The sequence below is a fragment of the Nocardia sp. Marseille-Q1738 genome, from assembly GCF_965283145.1.
In genome coordinates this window covers 1,026,321-1,045,900 of sequence record NZ_CBDIMS010000002.1, presented here as the reverse complement: position 1 = coordinate 1,045,900, position 19,580 = coordinate 1,026,321, and the positions used below count along the sequence as shown (strand labels likewise).

General features: G+C 68.5%; 18 protein-coding genes and 1 riboswitch. Of the genes, 7 read left to right on the top strand and 11 right to left on the bottom strand.

Features of this window, described 5'->3' with window-relative positions; genetic code table 11:
- The first annotated feature begins 562 nt into the window (after window positions 1–562).
- On the top strand, window positions 563–1,006 hold the full coding sequence (locus ACWPXK_RS13260) for a DUF3151 domain-containing protein (RefSeq protein ID WP_330233474.1): 444 nt from the start codon (window positions 563–565) through the stop codon (window positions 1,004–1,006).
- A gap of 33 nt (window positions 1,007–1,039) precedes the next feature.
- Window positions 1,040–2,212, top strand: coding sequence for an FUSC family protein (locus ACWPXK_RS13255; protein ID WP_454196346.1), 1,173 nt, complete (start codon window positions 1,040–1,042; stop codon window positions 2,210–2,212).
- 342 nt (window positions 2,213–2,554) lie between these two features.
- Here ACWPXK_RS13255 and ACWPXK_RS13250 read toward each other — a convergent pair whose 3' ends face one another.
- Both ACWPXK_RS13250 and ACWPXK_RS13245 read right to left on the bottom strand, forming a co-directional pair.
- A complete protein-coding gene (locus ACWPXK_RS13250; protein WP_454196345.1) occupies window positions 2,555–3,337 on the bottom strand; it encodes a site-2 protease family protein in 783 nt (260 codons plus the stop codon).
- Window positions 3,334–3,993 (bottom strand): hypothetical protein, encoded by a 660-nt coding sequence (locus tag ACWPXK_RS13245; protein WP_454196344.1) that lies wholly within the window; start codon window positions 3,991–3,993, stop codon window positions 3,334–3,336. The genes ACWPXK_RS13250 and ACWPXK_RS13245 overlap by 4 nt, the downstream gene beginning before the upstream one ends.
- A gap of 281 nt (window positions 3,994–4,274) precedes the next feature.
- Here ACWPXK_RS13245 and ACWPXK_RS13240 point away from each other — a divergent pair, with 281 nt between their 5' ends.
- The 3 genes from ACWPXK_RS13240 (at window position 4,275) to ACWPXK_RS13230 (ending at window position 8,571) form a co-directional block, all read left to right on the top strand.
- Entirely contained in the window at window positions 4,275–5,564 is a 1,290-nt protein-coding gene (locus tag ACWPXK_RS13240) for an adenylosuccinate synthase (protein ID WP_454196343.1), read from the top strand.
- A 115-nt stretch (window positions 5,565–5,679) separates the two neighbouring features.
- Entirely contained in the window at window positions 5,680–8,283 is a 2,604-nt protein-coding gene (locus tag ACWPXK_RS13235) for a LuxR C-terminal-related transcriptional regulator (RefSeq protein ID WP_454196342.1), read from the top strand.
- Between the two features lie 6 nt (window positions 8,284–8,289).
- Window positions 8,290–8,571, top strand: a complete 282-nt coding sequence (locus ACWPXK_RS13230; protein ID WP_454196341.1) for a hypothetical protein — start codon at window positions 8,290–8,292, stop codon at window positions 8,569–8,571.
- A 50-nt stretch (window positions 8,572–8,621) separates the two neighbouring features.
- On the opposite strand, the gene ACWPXK_RS13225 is transcribed toward ACWPXK_RS13230, so the two are convergent.
- The 3 genes from ACWPXK_RS13225 to ACWPXK_RS13215 form a co-directional block, all read right to left on the bottom strand.
- The gene (locus ACWPXK_RS13225) at window positions 8,622–9,458 is read right to left on the bottom strand and encodes an alpha/beta fold hydrolase (RefSeq protein WP_454196340.1); all 837 of its coding nucleotides are present in this window, start codon (window positions 9,456–9,458) and stop codon (window positions 8,622–8,624) included.
- A 379-nt stretch (window positions 9,459–9,837) separates the two neighbouring features.
- Entirely contained in the window at window positions 9,838–10,491 is a 654-nt protein-coding gene (locus ACWPXK_RS13220; protein WP_454196339.1) for a methylated-DNA--[protein]-cysteine S-methyltransferase, read from the bottom strand.
- Between the two features lie 222 nt (window positions 10,492–10,713).
- On the bottom strand, window positions 10,714–10,953 hold the full coding sequence (locus ACWPXK_RS13215; protein WP_454196338.1) for a hypothetical protein: 240 nt from the start codon (window positions 10,951–10,953) through the stop codon (window positions 10,714–10,716).
- 62 nt (window positions 10,954–11,015) lie between these two features.
- Between ACWPXK_RS13215 and yczR the strand changes: the two genes are divergently transcribed.
- On the top strand, window positions 11,016–12,521 hold the full coding sequence (gene yczR / locus ACWPXK_RS13210; RefSeq protein WP_454196337.1) for a MocR-like transcription factor YczR: 1,506 nt from the start codon (window positions 11,016–11,018) through the stop codon (window positions 12,519–12,521).
- A gap of 334 nt (window positions 12,522–12,855) precedes the next feature.
- On the opposite strand, the gene ACWPXK_RS13205 is transcribed toward yczR, so the two are convergent.
- The 3 genes from ACWPXK_RS13205 to ACWPXK_RS13195 all read right to left on the bottom strand — a co-directional run bounded on the left by ACWPXK_RS13205 (window position 12,856) and on the right by ACWPXK_RS13195 (window position 15,800).
- The gene (locus ACWPXK_RS13205) at window positions 12,856–13,953 is read right to left on the bottom strand and encodes a CaiB/BaiF CoA transferase family protein (protein WP_454196336.1); all 1,098 of its coding nucleotides are present in this window, start codon (window positions 13,951–13,953) and stop codon (window positions 12,856–12,858) included.
- Between the two features lie 111 nt (window positions 13,954–14,064).
- On the bottom strand, window positions 14,065–15,192 hold the full coding sequence (locus ACWPXK_RS13200) for a peptidoglycan DD-metalloendopeptidase family protein (RefSeq protein WP_454196335.1): 1,128 nt from the start codon (window positions 15,190–15,192) through the stop codon (window positions 14,065–14,067).
- Window positions 15,193–15,512: 320 nt separating this feature from the next.
- Entirely contained in the window at window positions 15,513–15,800 is a 288-nt protein-coding gene (locus ACWPXK_RS13195; protein WP_454196334.1) for a hypothetical protein, read from the bottom strand.
- Window positions 15,801–15,951: 151 nt separating this feature from the next.
- Between ACWPXK_RS13195 and ACWPXK_RS13190 the strand changes: the two genes are divergently transcribed.
- A complete protein-coding gene (locus ACWPXK_RS13190) occupies window positions 15,952–16,755 on the top strand; it encodes an alpha/beta fold hydrolase (RefSeq protein ID WP_454196333.1) in 804 nt (267 codons plus the stop codon).
- Between the two features lie 54 nt (window positions 16,756–16,809).
- On the opposite strand, the gene ACWPXK_RS13185 is transcribed toward ACWPXK_RS13190, so the two are convergent.
- From ACWPXK_RS13185 to ACWPXK_RS13175, 3 genes are all read right to left on the bottom strand, one after another.
- Complete coding sequence (locus ACWPXK_RS13185) at window positions 16,810–18,024, bottom strand: O-succinylhomoserine sulfhydrylase (protein WP_454196332.1); 1,215 nt, start codon at window positions 18,022–18,024, stop codon at window positions 16,810–16,812.
- A 197-nt stretch (window positions 18,025–18,221) separates the two neighbouring features.
- Window positions 18,222–18,638, bottom strand: coding sequence for a rhodanese-like domain-containing protein (locus ACWPXK_RS13180; protein WP_454196331.1), 417 nt, complete (start codon window positions 18,636–18,638; stop codon window positions 18,222–18,224).
- 14 nt (window positions 18,639–18,652) lie between these two features.
- Window positions 18,653–18,769, bottom strand: a riboswitch (SAM riboswitch).
- A 63-nt stretch (window positions 18,770–18,832) separates the two neighbouring features.
- Window positions 18,833–19,282, bottom strand: coding sequence for an Rv0361 family membrane protein (locus tag ACWPXK_RS13175; RefSeq protein WP_454196330.1), 450 nt, complete (start codon window positions 19,280–19,282; stop codon window positions 18,833–18,835).
- Between the last annotated feature and the right edge of the window lie 298 nt (window positions 19,283–19,580).

Genomic DNA, 19,580 nt, shown 5'->3' with positions numbered 1-19,580 from the left:
CTCGCTCAGGTGGAACTGTGGAACTCGACGGCCAGCCTAATGGGCGCAACCGGACCAAGTCCGTCAATCAGCCCCGCACCAGGCCGATCGAAACCGAAGCCGCCGCATCAGTGGGCGTAGCCAGACGAAATCCATCGAATCCAGCGCCGAGCCGAGCGAAGGCTGAGGCAGCCGCATCAAGGACGCTGTCGGGCGATGTCCGTCGATAACCGTGCGCCGGGCTGAGCGAAGGCTGAGGCAGCCGCATCAAGGACGCTGTCGGGCGATGTCCGTCGATAACCGTGCGCCGGGCTGAGCGAAGGCTGAGGCAGCCGCATCAAGGACGCTGTCGGGCGATGTCCGTCGATAACCGTGCGCCGGGCTGAGCGAAGGCTGAGGCAGCCGCATCAAGGACGCTGTCGGGCGATGTCCGTCGCTAACCGTGCGCCGGGCTGAGCGAAGGCTGAGGCAGCCGCATCAAGGACGCTGTCGGGCGATGTCCGTCGATAACCCTGCGCCGGGCCGAGCGAAGGCGAGGCAGCCGCCTATCGAGTAAATCGACCTGCGGTGCAGAATGAACCGCATGACCTCGTTCGGTGACCTGCTCGGACCGCAACCGGTACTGCTACCCGAAATCCCCGATGCCGAGGACGCGCTCGGCGACAATGCCGATCCGGTGCGGGTAGCGGCCGATCATCCCGCCGCCTCGATCGCGTGGGCACACCTCGCGGAGGCGGCGCTGACCCGCGGCGAAGCTCAGGACGAGGCGGTCAACCACGACATCATCGCCGCGTACGCGTTCGCCCGCACCGGCTACCACCGCGGCCTCGACCTGTTGCGCCGCAACGGCTGGAAGGGCTTCGGTCCGGTGCCGTGGAGCCACGAGCCCAACCGCGGTTTTCTGCGCAGCGTCGGGGCGCTGGCCCGCGCGGCGAAGGCGATCGGCGAGACCGAGGAGTACGCGCGCTGCCTGGACCTGCTGGAAGACTGTGACCCGCGTGCGGCCGCGGAACTCGGCCTCGACTGAGCAGTAGTGTTCGCGGCATCGCGTAGCGATTCGATGAGGGCTGGTCGGGTAACGGGTGGGTTCGACCCGAATTCCCGCGTCGGCACCGCTGGCGCGAGCGGCTTGGCTCGGCTGCGCGCCTCGTGGGCGCGGCTGCGGCGTTCGACGCTGCCGATCATCCAATGCGCGGTCGGCGCGGCGCTGGCCTGGTTCCTCGCCCATCACGTGATCGGCCATACGCTGCCGTTCTTCGCGCCGACGGCCGCCGTGGTGTCGATCGGCATCTCCTTCGGCGCCCGGCTGCGGCGCTCGGTCGAACTGGTGGTCGGCGTCGCGCTCGGTATCGGCTTCGGCGATCTGTTCATCTCCCGTGCCGGCACCGGCGTCTGGCAGATCGCGTTCGTGGTCGCGGTCGCCATGGCCGCGGCGGTGTTCCTCGACGGCGGTTCGATCATCACCATGCAGGCGGCCGGTTCCGCGGTGCTGGTCGCGACGTTGCTGCCGCCCTCGGTGGGCGGCGGCTTCTCCCGCATGATCGACGCCTTGGTCGGCGGTCTGGTCGGCGTGGTGGTGGTAGCCGCGATTCCGCTGCATCCGGTGCGCAGGGCCAGGACGTTGGCCGCGGACATTCTCGGGGTAATGGGCAAATCGATCACCGAGTGCGCCGACGGACTGCTCGAGCAGGACCCGGAGAAGGTGCGTCGCGCCCTTACCGCGGTTCGCGCGACCCAACCGCAGATCGACTCGTTGCGCGCCACCTTGGAAGGTGGCCGCGAGATCAGCCGGATCTCGCCGCTGTACTGGAACTCCCGTTCCCGCCTGGAACGCATCAGGGCCACCGCGGACCCGCTGGACAACGCGGTCCGCAACACCCGGGTCCTGTTGCGGCGGTCGCTGACTCTGATCCGCGACGACGAAATCCTCCATCCCGGCTTGATCGATGAGGTGGAGCGCCTCGGCCAAGCCGTGGACGTGGTGCGCCGGATGATGCTCGCCGACCCGGGCGAGCAGCCCGACCGGGCCGAGGCCGCCCGCGTACTGCGCTCGGTGGCGAAGGGTGCGCGGCCGGAATTGGTTGCCGGCGCTGGACTTTCGGCGCATGTTGTATTCGCGCAGGTACGTTCGACGCTGGTAGACCTGATGCAGGTGTGTGGGGTGCAGCGTGTCTCGGCGATTGCCCTGCTGCCGCCGACGGTCAAGCACCCGTACGTGCAGCCGGAAGTCTGAGCCAGACTACTCAGCGGTAATCGGACATTCTTGCCGGACAAGGTGGTACGCGTCCGGCGTTCCATGGCGGAAAGTTGAGCTTCGGGTAGTGCGCTACCCGTGTTCCGCGGGCACCAGCGCCGTAGTTTTGCCATGTGACCGCGAGTTGGCGGGGTATCGCGGTCAAGCGCTTCGCACGCGGACGAAATGGCCCACCAGCCAGGGTGTGGTGGCTGGGGGCGGGTCGGACGCGGGTGAAGAAGCCAAGGCCGCCTGGTCGACACGACCGGGCGGCCTTGTGCTGCTCGGAGCGTTTCCAGGGCGCTCGAGCACCGATGCGCGGGTGGCGATCCCGCCAGGAAATCAGGTCCAGAAGCGGGTCAGGTAGCTCCCATACCGCGACCAATTCGACGGTACGCCGGACAATTCGAACAGTGCGTACACCGCGTCGAAGAACACTTGATTGATGGCGGGCGTGAAGAGCAGTGCGAACAAGATCAGCATGCCGAACGGCTTGAACTGATCGAGTGAGCGTCTGGTCTGGTAGCTCAAGGACGGCTCGACCATCCCGTAGCCGTCCAGTCCTGGTAGCGGGATCAGATTCAGCAGGGTGGCCGTGATCTGAAGGAACGCAAGGAAACTCACGCCGAACCAGAACGCCGGATGCGCGTCGGTGCTGCCCCAGATCCGGACCACCACCAGAAGCAGTACCGCACACAGCGCGTTGACGGCGGGCCCGGCGCCGCTGATGATCCGTTGCGTCCGCGGCGCGACATTGTGCGTGTGCACATACACCGCGCCGCCGGGCAGGCCGATCCCTCCGAGCGCGATGAACACCATCGGCAGAACGATCGACAGCAGTGGATGGCTGTATTTCAACGGATTCAGGGTCAGATAGCCGCGCAGTTCGACCTCGCGGTCACCCGCGCGCCACGCGGTGAACGCGTGCGCGAATTCGTGCAGGCACAGCGTGACGACCCAGCCGAACACCACGAGAACGAACACCCCGGCCTTGGCCCTGGTCGAGTCCACCGGGGCGTCCCAGGCGAGCGCACCGCCCACCGCCGTGAGAACGACCATGAGCAGGAACACCGGGCTCGGCCGGATGGCGCGTGTCCTGCGATTGATCGGAAATGGTGAGCTCATCGCACCAGATGCCAGGACTCGTGGTGGCGGTAGAAGGTCGAGCGCGGCACCGGGCGGTCGGTGCGGATGCCATCTCTGGTGACGATCGCGCCGGGGGTACCGAGCTGGGCGGCCCGCCCCTCCGACCAGCGGCGTTTGCGGATGCCCTTGCGTACGGTGGCCCGCACACCGGGCAGTTCGAGCGACGGTGAGACGATCATGGCCGTCACCTCTCCGGAGAACAGCTGGGTGTCGTCGACGTAGGCTTCGCCCTCCAGCTTCGCGCCATCGACGCCGGTGATCACCGCGCGACCGACGACCACCGTGCCGGTGTCGTCGCGGATCAGCGGCGCCTCCACGCCACGACCCCCGATGGCGCGCTTGGCGGCCGCGTTGCCGGTGCCGGTCTGGTACGCGCGGGAGGCGTAGGTCTTCTCGACCGGCACGTAGCCGATCTCCACGTGCAGCCGCTCGGTGCGCATCAGGTGGGTGAGCACCGCGGCCAGTGCGGCGTCCTCGCCCAGCACGATGAGCCGCGGCAGGCTGTCGGCGGCCAGGACGGGAAGCAGCTCGTCGATCTCGGCGGGATCGGGGATGGCGGCCGTCTGGCTGGTCGGCAGTGCCGCGAGCGCGATGGGTACGGGTGCGCCGTCGCAGCGGAGAACATGGGTACTCAAGCTGCCGTACACCCTCCTCGGTTCGAGCCGACACCGTCGGGCCCCTCGCCACTTCCGGGTGAACCGCCAGGGGCTCGCCCGTGCGCGCCGCGCTGCCGCTCGGCGTGCCGTGCAACCATAGCCCTGCCCGGCCGTGGCCACACGGTTGTGGAGCCTACGACGAGATCCGACCCGACGCCGCCTCGGACGGGTCGGCTAGACTGTGCTTCCGGCCACCGCCTCAGTACGGCAGGTAGCTGCAACACGTCAGTGTTGCCTGTCGAACCGTAGGAGACACGACCATGCCGGCAATCGTCCTGATCGGCGCCCAGTGGGGCGACGAGGGGAAGGGCAAAGCAACCGATCTGCTCGGTGGCCGGGTGCACTGGGTGGTCCGTTACCAAGGCGGCAACAACGCGGGTCACACCGTGGTGCTGCCCAACGGAGACAATTTCGCGCTGCACCTGATCCCCTCCGGCATCCTGACTCCGGGAGTGACGAACGTCATCGGCAACGGCGTCGTCGTCGATCCCGGCGTGCTGCTCGCCGAGCTGGCCGGGCTGGAGGAGCGCGGCGTGGACACTTCCGGTCTGCTGCTCTCGGCCGACGCGCACCTGATCATGCCGTACCACGTGGCCATCGATAAGGTCACCGAACGCTTCCTCGGCAACAAGAAGATCGGCACCACCGGCCGCGGCATCGGCCCGTGCTACCAGGACAAAGTCGCCCGTGTCGGCGTGCGGGTCGCGGATGTGCTGGACGAGAAGATCCTCACCCAGAAGGTCGAGGCCGCGCTCGAGTTCAAGAACCAGGTGCTGGTCAAGATCTACAACCGCCGCGCGCTCGACCCGCAGCAGGTGGTGGACGAGGTGCTCGAGCAGGCCGACAGCTTCAAGCACCGGATCGCCGATACCCGGCTGAAGCTGAATCTGGCGCTGGAGCGGGGCGAGACCGTGCTGCTGGAGGGTTCGCAGGGCACCCTGCTGGACGTGGACCACGGCACCTACCCGTATGTCACGTCGTCGAACCCGACCTCGGGCGGCGCTGCGGTGGGCGCGGGCATCGGGCCGAACAAGATCAATACGGTGCTCGGCATCCTCAAGTGCTACACCACCCGGGTCGGTTCCGGTCCGTTCCCGACCGAACTGTTCGACGAGTCCGGCGCCTACCTGGCCAAGACCGGCGGTGAAGTGGGCGTCACCACCGGCCGCGCCCGGCGCTGCGGCTGGTTCGACGCGGTGATCGCGCGCTACGCCACCCGGGTCAACGGCATCACCGACTACTTCCTCACCAAACTGGACGTTCTCTCCAGTCTGGATACGGTGCCGATCTGTGTGGCCTACGAGATCGATGGCGAGCGGGTCGAGCAGATGCCGACCACACAGACCGAATTCCATCACGCGAAGCCGATTTACGAAGAAATGCCCGGTTGGTGGGAGGACATCTCCGGCGCGCGCAGCTTCGACGAACTGCCGGCCAACGCGCAGGCGTACGTTTTGCGACTGGAGGAGCTGTCCGGCGCGCGGATTTCCTGCATCGGCGTGGGGCCGGGCCGGGACCAAACGATCGTCCGGCACGACGTCCTCGGCTAGAACCTGTTCGAATTCCGCGCGGTCCAGCGAAATTCGGCCGGTTCACCACAAATTCACCAGCACGATAGGGCCCGCTCGGCTTCGATCATGATCGTTGAAGCTCTAGAGTTAGAGCATGGCTCGGAACTGGCCGATGATCGAGCGCGAAAGCGAATTCGAGGCGATCCGCGCGGCGCTGACCGGTCCGGAGCACGTCGGGGTGGTGCTGACCGGCGATGCCGGAGTCGGCAAGACCACCCTGGCCCGGCACGCCACCGCCTCGATCGGCGGCAATATCCGCTGGGTGGCGGGCACCGAGTCGGCGCGCAGCATTCCGCTGGGGGTATTCGCGCACATGGTCGGCGTCTATACGGCGCACGACCCGGTCACGTTCATGTCGGCGGCGCGCGAGGCGCTGCTCGCCGACGGGCACACCGTGATCGGTGTGGACGACGCGCACCTGCTCGACCAGCTCTCCGCCACCCTGCTGCTCCAACTGGCCATCGATAAGGCCGCGCACATCGTGGTCACCGTCCGCAGCGGAGTCCCGGTGCCGGACGCGATCACCTCGCTGTGGAAAGACGGGCACCTGATCCGCATCGACCTGCGCCCGTTCACCCAGCGCCAGAGCGTGGAGCTGGTGGAGTCGATGCTCGGTGGGCAGCTCGAGGGGTTCACCGCCAATCTGATGTGGGAGTCCTCCGCCGGAAACGCGCTGTTCCTCCGGCATTTGGTCGAGGGCGCGCTGGAGGCGGGCACGCTGCGTCAGGTCAACGGCGTCTGGCAGTTGCGCGGGCGGGCCGCGGTGACCTCGGAACTGGCCGCGCTGCTCGAGGACCGGGTCGAGCAGCTGCCCGAGTCGGTGTTGCGGGTGCTGGAGCTGCTGACCTTCTGCGAGCCGATCGATCTGGACGTGCTCGCCGAATTGGCGGGTGAGGACGCGGTGGAAGCCGCCGAAACCCGCGGTGTCATCAAGGTGGTGGAGAATTCGCAAGATCTGAGCGTGCGCTACAACCACCCGCTTTTCGGTGAGGTGATCCGGCGCCGGCTCGGCATCGCCTCGGCGCGCCGCTTGCGCGGCCGCCTGTATTCCTCGCTGAAGGAACGTCCGATCAAATCCGCGGCCGACCGGATCCGCTTGGCCGAATTGGCCTTGGACAGCGATAAATCCGCGGATCTGGAATTGTTCGAGGCGGCCGCCGCCGACGCGATCGGATTGGCGAATCTGCCGCTGGGCGAACGCTTCGCGCGGGCCGCGGTGGAACGACGCGGCGGCGTGGAGGCCGCCGACCTGCTGGCACGCGCCCTGCTGTGGCAGGGCCACCGGATCGAGGCCGAACGCACGCTGGCCAGCTTCGACCCCGATCAGCTCGATGAGGTGCAGCTCGCGCGCTGGGGCAGTACCCGGGTGGCGAACCTGTTGTGGGCCATGGGCGATGCCGACCGCGCCGACGACGTGCTCACCCTGGTGCGCGGGAAGGTGCGGCACCCGAAGATCGCGGCCATCTTCACCGGTCTCGCCTCGGCGAGTGCGGTCAACGAGAACAACATCGATGACGCGATCGCCGAAGCCGAGACGGTCATGTCCACCAAGGACGCGCCGCCCTGGGCGGTGTGGTGGGCCGCGTTCGGCGGCGGCTTGGCTTTGGCGTTGATGGGCAAAGCCGAAGCGGCCAGACAGTACGCGGCCCGCGGGCACGAGGTGGAGGCGCACATCGACGGGCTCAACCGCTTCATGTCCACCCACGCCGAGGTACTCGCGCTGACCTTCACCGGCGATCTCGAGGCCGCACGCCATTGCGCGGGAGCCTATTTCGGTTACTCCTCGCCCGGCCAATACCTGGCCTGGGGTATGTCGAAGATCCTGCAGGGCACTGTCGACGTGGCGCAGGGCCGGTTCAACGACGGCATCGAGCATTTGGAACAGGCACTGGCCGCACTGGCCGCCGAGGGCGCCGCCGCCTGGATGTTCCCCGCGAGAATTCGCCTGGCGGAAGCGTATTCGGCGCTCGGCCGCGCCACCGAGGCCGCCGAGTCGATCGCGCACGCCACCGAGCGCGGCGGCCGGCACAGCGCGGTCTACGAGCCACAACTGGAAGTCGCCCGCGCCTGGGTGGCCGCGGCCGAAGGCACCGTCTCCCCGGCCATCCGGATCGCGGTGGGCGCCGCCGACGCGGCGGCCCGGGCGCATCAGCACGCGATCGAGGCCATCGCACTGCACACGGCGGCCCGCTTCGGCGACCACTCCGTGGCGGGACGACTGGCCGACCTGGCGGCGCGGCTGGACGGGCGCCTGGTGCAGGCGCAGGCGCGGCACGCGGTGGCGCTGGCCGCCCATGACGGTCCCGGACTCGACGCCGCCGCGGCGGAATTCGAGCGGATCGGCGCGATGCTGTCGGCCGCCGACGCCGCGGCGCAGGCCGCGTCGGCACACGAGCGGGCCGGGGACCGGCGCAGGCTGCTGGAGTCCGCCGCCACGGCCAACCGACTGGCCGCCGCCTGCGGCGGAGCGAGCACCCCCGCCTTGCGGCAGGCCGCGCAGCCCTTGCCGCTGACCGCGCGGGAACGCGAGATCGCGAACCTGGTGGCGGCGGGCTTGTCCAACCGGCAGATCGCCGACCGTCTCACCGTCTCGGTACGCACGGTGGAGGGGCACCTCTACCGTGCCTGCATCAAGATGGACGTCACCGATCGCGAGTCGCTCGGCGCGCTGATGCGCGGCGAATCCGGAAGTGGGTGACCGGCCGTGCGATCAACCGTCGTGGCGTGTGCGGTAGCGGCCGGGGTGGCCTTGGTCGCCGGGTGCTCGGACGGGCAGCCCGGACCGGTCACCAGCTCAGCGGGCCCCCCGGCGACGGTGGCGCCGTCGCCGTCGGAAACTCCCCAGGAGCGCAACGCCAGAATCAGGCAGAAGCTGATCGAACTCGGTTGCTCGTCGAACGCGTGCATCCAGACGTACTTCGGCTGCATGGACGGATACATCACCGGGGAAGCCTGCGATTTCTACCGCGAACACCCGATCGACTGATTTCGCGGCGCCGCGCGTTTCGTGCGGCTCGCGTCCGGGATCGAGCCGTGTCACCCGGCGGGCTGCTCGGCGCCGGTGAGGAAGGCGCCCGCGACCGGCGCCAGCAGGCCGATGTTCGGGTTGTGGCTGAGCTTGGGAATCTCCTGGAAGACGGCATCGGGGACAGCCGCGGCGATGGCGCGAGCGCCCTTGCGGAGCAGCGCGTCGCTCTTTCCGCCCGCGATGACGAGGGTCGGCACGCCGACCGCGGACCAGTCCTGGGCGCGCAGCGGCTCACCGCGCATGAAGTCGCGCATCACGGCCCAGTCGTGCGCGGTGGACGGCGCGGTGGCGAGCAGGCCCTTCCAGAACGGGGTGAGGCGCATGACCGCGACCATGGCGCGCGGCACGCCCATCGCCTTGGTCATGTAGAACCGCACGATGTCCGCGCGACGGCCGGCGGCGATCAGCTCGTGCAGGCGCACCTCGAGGCCGGGCTGCGGCACGAACCCCTCCTGGTCGACCACGAAGGGCGGCTCGAACGCGACGACCTTCGTGATGCCGTTCACCCGGCCGGACGCGGCCGCCCGCAGCGCGAGCGCGGCGCCGGAGGACCAGCCGAACAATGCGGCCGAACCGCCCGCGGCCTCGACAAGCGCGGCGATATCGTCGATTTCCCGATCGGCGTCGTAGACGCCCGGTGAGTCCGTGCTGTCGCCGCGACCACGCCGGTCGTAATTGATCACGGTCATTTCGTGCTGCCCGGCGAGCGCCTCGGCCAGCGCGACCATCTTGGGGAACTTCCGGTAGCCGAAGGCGCCGCCGATCAGGATGACGGTCCCGGCCTCGCCGCCGCCGTGCCGGTCGAACGCGATGATGGTGCCGTCGGCGGAGGTAACGGTCTGCATTGCTGGCTCACTTTCCTCTTGGCGGGTCTGCCGAAGTCCTTGCCGATACCGACGGAGTGAACGCTGCGAATTCATCGGACCGCTGCTTCCCAGCGCCGGGACCGTGGGCCGCCGCTCCGTCCGTACCCCTGCCAACGTGGACGAGCGCCAGCGTGTGACAGCTCATTGAGCAGCGGCGCGAGGCTCGGGTCCCTGACCCTACGATGACCTCGGAGGGGCTGCATACGAGCATCTGGTAACTGCGCGTCTACGGCGACGGATGCGCTCTCGCACACTGGCGGAGATACGGTCCGCTGCGCCCCCCGCATGAGTTGGCCGGGTCCATCCGCTCGGCAAGTGACAGGTGTCGAGCGGCGTCACGCCACTGGCGGTTCCAGGTTCAGAATAGGGTGGGCTCGCCGAATCCCGGTGTGCGCTCGATGGTCAAAAGCCGCTGCTTGGTGTCGATTCCGCCCGGGGCGGAGAATCCGTGCAGCGCATGGTCGGCCGCGAGCACGCGATGACACGGGATGATCAGCGGAATCGGGTTGCGGCCGAGGGCTTGTCCGACGGCCTGGGCGGCGCCGGGTGCGCCGACGCGCTCGGCGACCTGGCCGTAGCTGAGGGTGTGGCCGGGATCGATGGCGCGGGTCACGGTGTAGACGGCGCGGTGGAACGCGGGAATTCCGGTGGTGTCCACCGGGATCCAGCGCAAGTCGTCGAGTTCTCCCGCGAGGTGGGCGCGGATACCCGCGATGGCCGCGGCGATGGGGCCGGTGGGCGCTTCTTCGCGGATCTCCTCGCCCTGGTATCCGACACGGCGGCGGGCGATGCGCGCGCGGGTAGCGGCCGGGTTCGCCTCGGGGAGCTGGAATCGGATCACCGCTTCGCCGCTCCACGCGATCGCGCAGCAGCCGATCGCGGTATCGAACAGCGCCGCAGCAACCGGGACGGCCGCGGCCGGACGGCTCGGGGCCGCGGGCTCCACGGCGGGGCCGGCGACCTCGGCTGCCGGGCGAGCGGCCGCGGAGGCGAGGCGCGTGGCGTCACTCATGAGCCAAGTCTGCACCCGGAGACCGACAAGTTGGAAACGACCAGTCCAGTTATTCGGAAGTGGCCTGTGACGACCGTTTCGTGAGCCGGTGGTCCGAGGCGTCTGCTGGGCGGGCGACCAGCGGTGACGTGCCCCGGTGCGTTCTGCTGCCACCATGGCCCGATGCCGCCGGACTGGACTGCCTCGACGGTCCCGCACGCGGGGGCACGAACGGTCCCGTGCTCAAACGAGCGGCTTCTCCGCGTCGGGCCAGTCGGGACCCGCCACGTCTCGGCGACTGTAGATCGCTGCGAGGTCGGAGTATCGCCGCTGGTCCTCGTAGTAGGAGACGGACCGGTCGGACATCGGTGTGCGCGGGTGGAATCGTTCGAGACAGAACGTGTGCTCGTCGCGTTTCGGTGCATAGTGATAGATCGAATAGCCGAAAACGGCGACGATGAACAAGGTGGCGAGGGCGTTCATTCCGCAAGAGTGCGCTCGACTGGCCTTGCCAATAAATATCCAATCAGCCGATACTGGACCGCATGGCAACGAGAGTGATCGGCGCGGGCAGCCTGGCCCGTGATCTGGGCAGCTGGCGCAACGTGCACGACGGCGAACCGGATTCCGCCGGACGGCGGTCCGCGCGTCCGGCATACCTGGCGCTCGCCGAAGGCATCCGGCTGCTGATCCACGATGGTCGCGCCCCGCTCGGTGTCGCGTTGCCCAGCGAACGCGACCTCGCCACCACGCTCGGCGTCAGCCGGACCACCATCACGTCCACCTACGCGCTGCTGCGCGAGCACGGTTACCTGATCAGTCGGCAGGGCTCGCGCAGCACCGTGGCGCTGCCCCGCGACGTGCAGCACGACGGCATCAAGCCGGCCAGGAGCATTCTGGCCATGATGGGCTCGCCCGAGCTGCCGACCATCGACATGACCTACGCCGCCATGGCTGCCCCGCTGGAGATGCAGGACGCGTATTCCACTGCCTTGGAAGGCATTCCAGCCTATCTCGGCACGCACGGCATGGACCCGGTCGGTGTGCTCGCGTTACGCGAGGCGATCGCCCGCCGCTACACCGCGCGCGGGCTGCCGACCGAGCCGGACCAGATCCTGGTCACCCTCGGCGCCCAGCACGGCATGCGCCTGTTGCTCAACGTGCTCACCGCGCCCGCCGCCCGCGTGCTCATCGACCATCCGACCTATCCGAACGCGATCGAGGCGATCCGCGATGTCGGCGCGCGTCCGGTGCCGGTGCCGCTGCGCCCGGACGATCCGGCGGGCGGCTGGGATCTCGACGGAATCCGCAGCGCGGCACGGCAAACCGCGGCCAGCCTGGCCTACCTGGTGCCGGATTACAACAACCCGACCGGCCTGCTGCTCGACACCGACGGCCGCGCCGAGCTGGCCGCCATCGCACGGGAAACCAGGATGACCGTGGTGATCGACGAGTCCATGGCGGATCTGGGACTCGGCGACGCCGCCCCGCCGCCCCCGGTCGCGAGTTTCGCGAAAGGCGCCGAGATCGTCACGATCGGATCGGCCTCGAAGTCGTTCTGGGGCGGTCTGCGCGTGGGCTGGATTCGCACCAACCAGGCGCTGATCACCAAGCTGCTCGGCATCCGCTCCACGGTCGATCTCGGCACGCCCGTGATGGACCAGCTGGCCACCGTGCACCTGCTCGAGCATGCCGACACCATTCTGGACCGTCGCCGGGACCAATTGCGTTCGCAGCGCGCCGCTCTGCTCGACGCGCTCGCCGAAGAGTTGCCGGATTGGCGCGTCACCGTGGGAGCCGGCGGCATGTCGGTGTGGGTGCAGCTGCCCACCTCGGTGTCGACGGCGCTGGCCGCCACCGCCCCCAATCACGGCGTATTGCTCGCGGCGGGGCCGAGATTCGGCGTGCAGGGCGCGTTCGAACGTTTCCTGCGGTTGCCGTTCACCCACCGGGAATCCGACTTGCGGTTGGCGGTCAAGGCGATCGCGTCCGCCTACGAGGCGCTTACGCCGCGCGCCGCCGATCCGTTGACGCCGCTGACCTGCTACTGAACGGATTTCGCCTGGCTCGGCGAGATGCGCGGATCACCCATCCACGCCCCGACCGGGGGAGGGCCTCCGCCGGCGGTACTTCCCTTTCCGGGCGCCGCCGCGCACGACGGGCCGGCCACCCCTCGGGGCTGGCCCTCGTCGTGCTCGGCGGCGCTCGGAAGGTCGCAGGGCGTCGAGGCCTCCAGATGCGAGCGTGCGGTCAAGGAGCGGACCGGATGGCGCCGGAGTGAATTCAGCTGCGCTCGAAAGCCACCTGCTCGCGGACAGTATTGCAGGCGCAGTGCCATACTGTCGAACCGGTTGGTTTGTTGCAAGGTTGAACTATCCGCGATGCTCAGTCGGCCCAGACCGATTCGATGGGCGTGGCCGTGGTCGGCGGCGGGGTGGGGACCCCGTTCGGAGTGCGTGAGAAGCGCGGCGCCGGGGCGTGCTGGGTGATGTTATCCAGCTCGAGAAGTGAGCCGCGGGCCGCGATGTGCTCGTTGGTCGTCGCCTCCTCGAAGGTGAGCACAGGCGAGACGCACGCGTCGGTGCCGATGAAGATCTCCGCCCACTCCTCGCGCGTCTTGGTCCGGAAGCGCTCGGCGAAGAGCTTTTTCAGCGTGTCCTGACCCGCCGGATCGAGCTGGAACGGCAGTCCTTCCTGGTCGATCTCCAGCCCGGCGAGCAGTTGCGCGTAGAACTGCGGTTCGATCGCGCCGACCGCCATGTATTTGCCGTCGGAGGTCTCGTAGGTGTCGTAGAACGACATCCCCGTGTCGAGCAGGTTCACCCCGCGCTCGTCGGACCATGCACCGACGCCGCGCATGCCCCAGATCATGTGCGAAAGGGCAAGCGCGCCATCGACCATGGCCGCGTCGATCACCTGTCCCTTGCCGGAATTCTGCCGCTCGACCAGCGCGGCCAGGACGCCGAACACCAGGAACATCGAGCCGCCGCCGAAGTCGCCCACCATGTTCAGCGGCGGGACCGGACGTTCGCCCTTACGGCCGATGGCGTGCAGCACGCCGGTGATGGAGATGTAGTTGATGTCGTGCCCGGCGCGGTCGGCCAGCGGTCCCTGCTGGCCCCAGCCGGTCATCCGGCCGTAGACCAGGCGCGGGTTGCGGGCGAGCGCGTCGTCCGGGCCCAAGCCCATCCGCTCGGTGACGCCGGGCCGGAAGCCTTCGATAAGCACGTCCGCTTTCTCGACCAGCCGGAGCACCTTCTCGATGTCCGCCGGGTCCTTGAGGTCGGCCTCGACAATGGTCCGGCCGCGCAGCTGCGGCCGGTCGAACCCGCCAGGGAGCTGACCCGGGCGCTGCACCCGCACCACGTCGGCGCCGAGATCGGCGAGCAGCAGCGCCGCGTGCGGACCGGGGCCGATACCGGCCAACTCGATGACCTTGATGCCCGCGAGCGGGCCCTGCCCGGCGGTGGATGAAGAGCTCACGCCATACCTCGGTTCGTCGTTGATCCAGCGCACCCGCACCGGTGCGTCCTCACGGAGGCCACCGGGAGGGTGTATTGACAGTATGACAATAACGCTGGAAGGACGAGACCGTCACACTCGGACGCCCTGCGACGCCAGGTAGGCGACAGGCTCGATGGAGCGGCCGTTGCGACGCACTTCGTAGTGCAGGTGGGGACCCGTGGAGTTGCCGGTGGACCCGACGGCGCCGATCGCGGTCCCTGCGGGAATTCGATCGCCGGCCTTGACCCGGATGCTGCCCGGGGTCTGGTGGGCGTAGATGGTCTCGGTGCCGTCGGCGGATCGGATTCGCACCTGGTAGCCGTAGCCATCGCCGTAGTTGCCCGCCTTGACGACCGTGCCGCCGGTGGCGGCGTAGATGGGCGTGCCCGCGGGAGCGGCCATATCGAGTCCGCCGTGATGCTTGCCGCCCCGGGGGCCGAAGTGCGAGCTGATTCGGTATTTCCCCGGATCGAGAGGCGATCGGGGCCGGCCGCTACCGGGGAACGCGCTGCCGAGCTGTGTCCGTTTTCCGGCAAGGGCATTGAGGTATTGGGCGGTGAGCCGATTGACCGCCGCGGCGGTTTCGGTCGCGTTGGCCTGACCGCCGCGGACGATGGTTTGCGCCTTTCGCAATGCCTCCGTGAGTATTTGGTGCGCTTTCCGCTGGCCTTCTTTGGTGTACGCGGCGGGACCGAGCTCGGCCAGTTGCACGTTGACGTCGCGCAGCAGCCGGATCACCGCTTTCCGGTCGGCCTTGTTCGACCCGGCAAGGCCGGAGACGTAGCGCGCGAGTTCGTTGTCGAGGGTGTTGAACGCTCTCGCCGCGTTCTTCTGGAACAAGGCCCGCGCCTTGATCGCGGTCGCTCCCGCGCCTGAGCCGCCGATTCCCCCAAGCTGCGATCCCAGACTGTTGGTGCCCGATGCGGCGCCGTCGCTGCCGTACAGGGCTGCCAAGGTTTTCAAGGCTTTCATCGCCTCTTGTGCTTCCGGCGTCAGCCCGGCCGCACCGGGTTCGGCGGCTGTGGGTGCCGAACCACCTGATCCCGCACCTGATCCGCCGCCTGCGAGGCCGGCCAGCGCCGACGCCAGCATCGGCAATGCCATCATGGCCGCGGGCGCGAGGCTCGCGATGATCTCCGGATCGATCCCGGGTGGTGGCGGCTCCTCGGTCGCCGCGGGTGTGCCGGACGGTGCCGCGGTGCCCTGCGGTGGTGCCACGACACCACCGGGTGATGGCGCGGCGCCGTTGGATACCGATGCCACGGTGGAAGGCGGCGGCTGCACCCCGTTGGGTGCGGCGGCGGTTGTGCTCAGGGAGGAAACGGCTTGTGCGCGTGGGCCCGACGCCGGCGTCCCGGTGGGACCACCGGGCGCATTTCGTGCCAGGTCGGTGAGAATACGCGCCGCCTGGGCGGCGATGTCGGGCTGCTTCCGATCGGCCGTCGACGTCGAAGGCCCGTGCGCGCCTGGCTCGTTCTCGGCGCGGCCGCTCTCGCCTAACCCTTCGCCATCCGAGAGCTGTGCCACCTCCCCGCTAGTCATGACCACCTCCGCCTGCCCAGAGCCCCATTCGACACGCCTCCCGCCCAGCGCTGGTGCCGAGATAAATTGTGGCCCTGTGTCATAGCGGTTCGGTCCTCATCGCTGGGAATGGCGAGATCGACTACGGACTCGACGCCGAACAGCACGTGGCCCGGCTCGAACGCCGCGCAATCCAGGCCCGCGAACAGCATCGGCCACAGCGAGGCCATCCGATGGTTCCTGCGCCAGGTCATGACCTCGTCTCGGGTCAGCTCGACCTCGGGGAGATGCCGCCGAACGGTCATGGCGCCCGGACCAGACCGGGCGTGCCGTCGTCGCTCCGACAACGGGCTGCCTTGCGCTGCAACGTCTGTGCAACCCCTCCGCACGATCTTGGCCGCGCCCGGCCGGCACGTCATCGTGTGAGCACCACTTGTCCTGAGCTGGAGGTTGTCGATGCCCTACCTGGAATTGCCGGATGGCGTGCCGATGTACTACGAGGATCACGGCGCCGGTCGTCCCGTCGTGCTCATTCATGGCTGGACGATGAACACCACCTTCTGGGCGCAGAATGTGCCCGCGCTGGCAGAAGGGAATCGGGTCATCAATGTCGACCTGCGCGGGCACGGTGCCTCCGGCAAGACCGAGGACGGTCACACCCTCGCGCAGTACGCACGGGACATCCGCAGTCTGCTGGACCATCTCGGGCTCGACGACGTCGCCCTCGTGGGCTGGTCGATGGGCGCCGCGGTGATTCTCGCCTACGTCGAGCAGTTCGGGTGTGAGAAGCTGCGATCGGTGACATTCGTCGATCAGTCACCGCGTTTCCTCGACGGGGAGGGGTGGGACTTCCCGCTCCAAGGTGGCTACAGCCAGACCGACCTCGCGGTGTTCGTGCAGGCGGTGCGGCACGCCCGCCCGTTGGTGATCAAGCCGTTCATCGCCGCCTGCTTCGCGGAAGAGCCGTCCGACGAGGTGATCGATGCGGTGTACGCGGAGACGACGAAGATGCCGACCTCGGCGGCATGCGCCATCTGGTACGACATGGCCTTCGCCGACTTCCGGCCGGTCCTGCCCCAGGTCACCGTGCCGACGCTGCTGATCTACGGAGCGCAGAGCAAGATCTTCCCCGGTCCACTCGATGTATGGATCGCCGCGCGGGTGCCGAACGCGAAGGTGGTCCGCTTCGAGCGCAGCGGGCACGTGCCGTTCTCCGAGGAACCCGAGGGCTTCAACAAAGTCCTCGCCGATTTCCTGTGAGACATCTCGCGAGGTAGACGCTGGGCCCCTCTCCCGTACCGGCTCACCGGCCGGTCAGGAGAGGGCTTGGTCCAGGTCGTCCAAGAGGTCTTCCACGTCTTCGAGGCCAACCGAGACGCGGACGACACCGTCGGACAGGCCGATGGTGGCGCGGCCTTCGGGGCCCATGGCGCGGTGGGTGGTGGTGGCGGGGTGGGTGATCAGGGTCTTGGCGTCGCCGAGGTTGTTGGAGATGTCGATGACGCGCAACCGGTTCAGCACCTCGAAAGCGCGCTTTTTCGCCTCGTTCTCGGGGGCGTTCAGCTCGAAGGTGACCACGGTGCCGCCCCCGCTCATCTGACCGGTGGCCAGCGCGTACTGCGGATGCGACTCCAAGAACGGGTATTTCACCCAGCTGACCGCCTTGTTGCCCTCCAGGAAGCGGGCGATCCGCAGTGCGGACTCGGCCGAATGGCGCACCCGCAGCGGCATCGTCTCCAGCCCCTTGAGCAAGGTCCACGCGTTGAACGGGCTCAGCGCCGGACCGGTGTGGCGCATCAGCGTTTTCACCGGGCCGTCGATGTAATCCTTCGCGCCGAGAATCGCGCCGCCGAGCACCCGGCCCTGCCCGTCGATGTGCTTGGTGCCGGAGTACACCACCACGTCGGCGCCGAGCTCGAAGCCGCGTTGCAACAGGGGCGTGGCGAAGACATTGTCCAGCACCACTTTCGCGCCTGCGGTATGGGCCAGCTCGGTCACCCGGCGCACGTCCACCAGCGTCTGCATCGGATTGGCGGGCGTCTCGAAGAACACCGCCTTGGTCGGCACCGACAGTGCCTGCTCCCACTGGTCGAGATCTTCGCCGTCCACGAAGACGGTCTCCACGCCCCAGCGCGGCAGGATCTCGTTGCACACCACGAAGCAGGAGCCGAACAGACTGCGCGCGGCGACCAGCCGGTCACCGGCGCCGAGCAGCGCTCCCAGCGCGGTGAACACGGCCGACATGCCGCTCGCGGTGGCGAAGCACGCTTCGGCGCCGTCGATCAGCCGCATCCGCTCCTCGAACATGGCGACCGTCGGGTTGCCGTAGCGGGAGTAGACGAAATGCTCCACCTCGCCGGTGAACGCGGCCTCGGCGGCTTCCGCGCTCTCGTAGACGAAGCCGGAGGTCAGGTAGAGCGCCTCGGCGGTTTCCTCGAAACCGGAGCGCCGCAGTCCGCCCCGCACACCGAGCGTCGCGGGGCCGACGCCCTCGGGCAGCGGCTTGTCGAACGCGCCGCCGGTGATCACGACTGCCGCCTATCGGCAGAGTTCCGAGGGCACGCCAGACCCCCGCTCATGACTGCCGCCCATCGGTAGAGCCCCGAGGGCACGCGAGACACCTCGCTCATGACTGCCGCCCATCGGTAGAGCCCCGAGGGCACGCCAGACCCCCGCTCATGACTGCCGCCCATCGGTAGAGCCCCGAGGGCACGCCAGGCCCCCGCTCATGACTGCCGCCAAGGCAGCCCGAGGGCACGCCAGCCGGAGCCGCCGCGGTGCCCGAACTCATCGAGCGGACCTTCGAAGCCTTCGAGCACGTTGTAGGAGGTGCGGTAACCCGCCGATGTGGCGGCGATCGCCGCGCCGACCGAACGCTGGCCGGAGCGACACAAGAACACCACCGGTGCTTCGGGGTCGTGGTCGGCGAGCGCCTGCCGCAGCTGCTCGACGAACGTCTCGTTGCGCGCGCCGGTGGAGTCGACCCACTCGATCAGCACGGTCGGCCGATCGATCGGGCTCGTGTCGGGTACGCCGACGAACTTCCATTCGGCTTCGGTCCGCACGTCCACGAGGACTGCTTCGGGGTTGTCGCGCAACAGTTCCCATGCCTGCTGCGGGGTGATGTCACCGGCGTAACTCATCTACTCCTCCTGCGAATCCGCACTTGCCGCGCCCAGGACCGGAGCACGGCCAGGTCGTCACCCGGAGCACCCCACCGCGGAGGAGGGTTGCCGACCAGTAATGCCGGGGCTTGACACTGGTTCTCATGACCTTCGACTGAGATTGCACCGACCCGGGTCACCGTGTCAAACGGCGGTTCACACTGCGGGAACGCTCAGGTGCAGACCAGCCACTTGTCGCCGGATCTGGTGAGATTCCACGTCTTGGTCGTCTCCGTGCCGTCCGCCTTCGTGGTCACGGTCGCCTTGCCTTTGTCGCCGTCCACCATCGGGTTGTCGATTTTCCTGAGCTCGACGGACTTTCCGGCGCCGGACTGTCCGGCCAGCGGTGAGCGGGCGGCGTCGAAGCCCTCGCATCCGGTGCCGGGCGCAGGCACGGTGCCGGTGCGGTTGGCGCCTTCGACGAAGTTGCGGATGGCCGCGGAGATGCGGTCGGAATCTGTGACATTTTTCTCAGCGGGCGACAGCACCCCGCCGAGCACGATCGCGATGAGCACGATCACCGCGACCACCGCGGCCGCGATGAACGGCACCATGGAGCGCTTGTCGGTTTGATCGACGCGGATGATGTCGTCGTCTCCCGCGGTCGGCTGCTGCTCGGTCATGGCTCGATGATCCCTGGTCGGCGCGGGTATCCAGCGCCCGGCCCCGGGGCAGGGGCGCTGGCGGCGTCCGTCGGCGAGCAGGGGGCCGCTATAGGTCGCGCGGGAGCGGGTACGCGCGGATCGAGATGTTCGATGACATCCACCGACTGCACGCACCGGATCTGGGTGGCATCGACGGTCCCGATAGAATCGCGGGACGGCAGCCTGCTGTCATAGCGAATCGGCAGCTCATCGCCGCGGCGAACGGAGCACCGTGCAGCCACGAGCCGGCAACGCCAACGTCGGCGTCCGCACCGGA

What these genes read in the sequence shown, in the direction of transcription:
- ACWPXK_RS13250 (WP_454196345.1), bottom strand. Translation starts at nt 3,337, where the DNA reads ATGAGCTCACCATTTCCGATCAATCGCAGGACACGCGCCATCCGGCCG.
- ACWPXK_RS13215 (WP_454196338.1), bottom strand. Translation starts at nt 10,953, where the DNA reads ATGAACGCCCTCGCCACCTTGTTCATCGTCGCCGTTTTCGGCTATTCG.
- yczR (WP_454196337.1), top strand. Translation starts at nt 11,016, where the DNA reads ATGGCAACGAGAGTGATCGGCGCGGGCAGCCTGGCCCGTGATCTGGGC.
- ACWPXK_RS13235 (WP_454196342.1), top strand. Translation starts at nt 5,680, where the DNA reads ATGGCTCGGAACTGGCCGATGATCGAGCGCGAAAGCGAATTCGAGGCG.
- ACWPXK_RS13240 (WP_454196343.1), top strand. Translation starts at nt 4,275, where the DNA reads ATGCCGGCAATCGTCCTGATCGGCGCCCAGTGGGGCGACGAGGGGAAG.
- ACWPXK_RS13260 (WP_330233474.1), top strand. Translation starts at nt 563, where the DNA reads ATGACCTCGTTCGGTGACCTGCTCGGACCGCAACCGGTACTGCTACCC.
- ACWPXK_RS13225 (WP_454196340.1), bottom strand. Translation starts at nt 9,458, where the DNA reads ATGCAGACCGTTACCTCCGCCGACGGCACCATCATCGCGTTCGACCGG.
- ACWPXK_RS13175 (WP_454196330.1), bottom strand. Translation starts at nt 19,282, where the DNA reads ATGACCGAGCAGCAGCCGACCGCGGGAGACGACGACATCATCCGCGTC.
- ACWPXK_RS13195 (WP_454196334.1), bottom strand. Translation starts at nt 15,800, where the DNA reads ATGACCGTTCGGCGGCATCTCCCCGAGGTCGAGCTGACCCGAGACGAG.
- ACWPXK_RS13180 (WP_454196331.1), bottom strand. Translation starts at nt 18,638, where the DNA reads ATGAGTTACGCCGGTGACATCACCCCGCAGCAGGCATGGGAACTGTTG.
- ACWPXK_RS13255 (WP_454196346.1), top strand. Translation starts at nt 1,040, where the DNA reads ATGAGGGCTGGTCGGGTAACGGGTGGGTTCGACCCGAATTCCCGCGTC.
- ACWPXK_RS13190 (WP_454196333.1), top strand. Translation starts at nt 15,952, where the DNA reads ATGCCCTACCTGGAATTGCCGGATGGCGTGCCGATGTACTACGAGGAT.
- ACWPXK_RS13220 (WP_454196339.1), bottom strand. Translation starts at nt 10,491, where the DNA reads ATGAGTGACGCCACGCGCCTCGCCTCCGCGGCCGCTCGCCCGGCAGCC.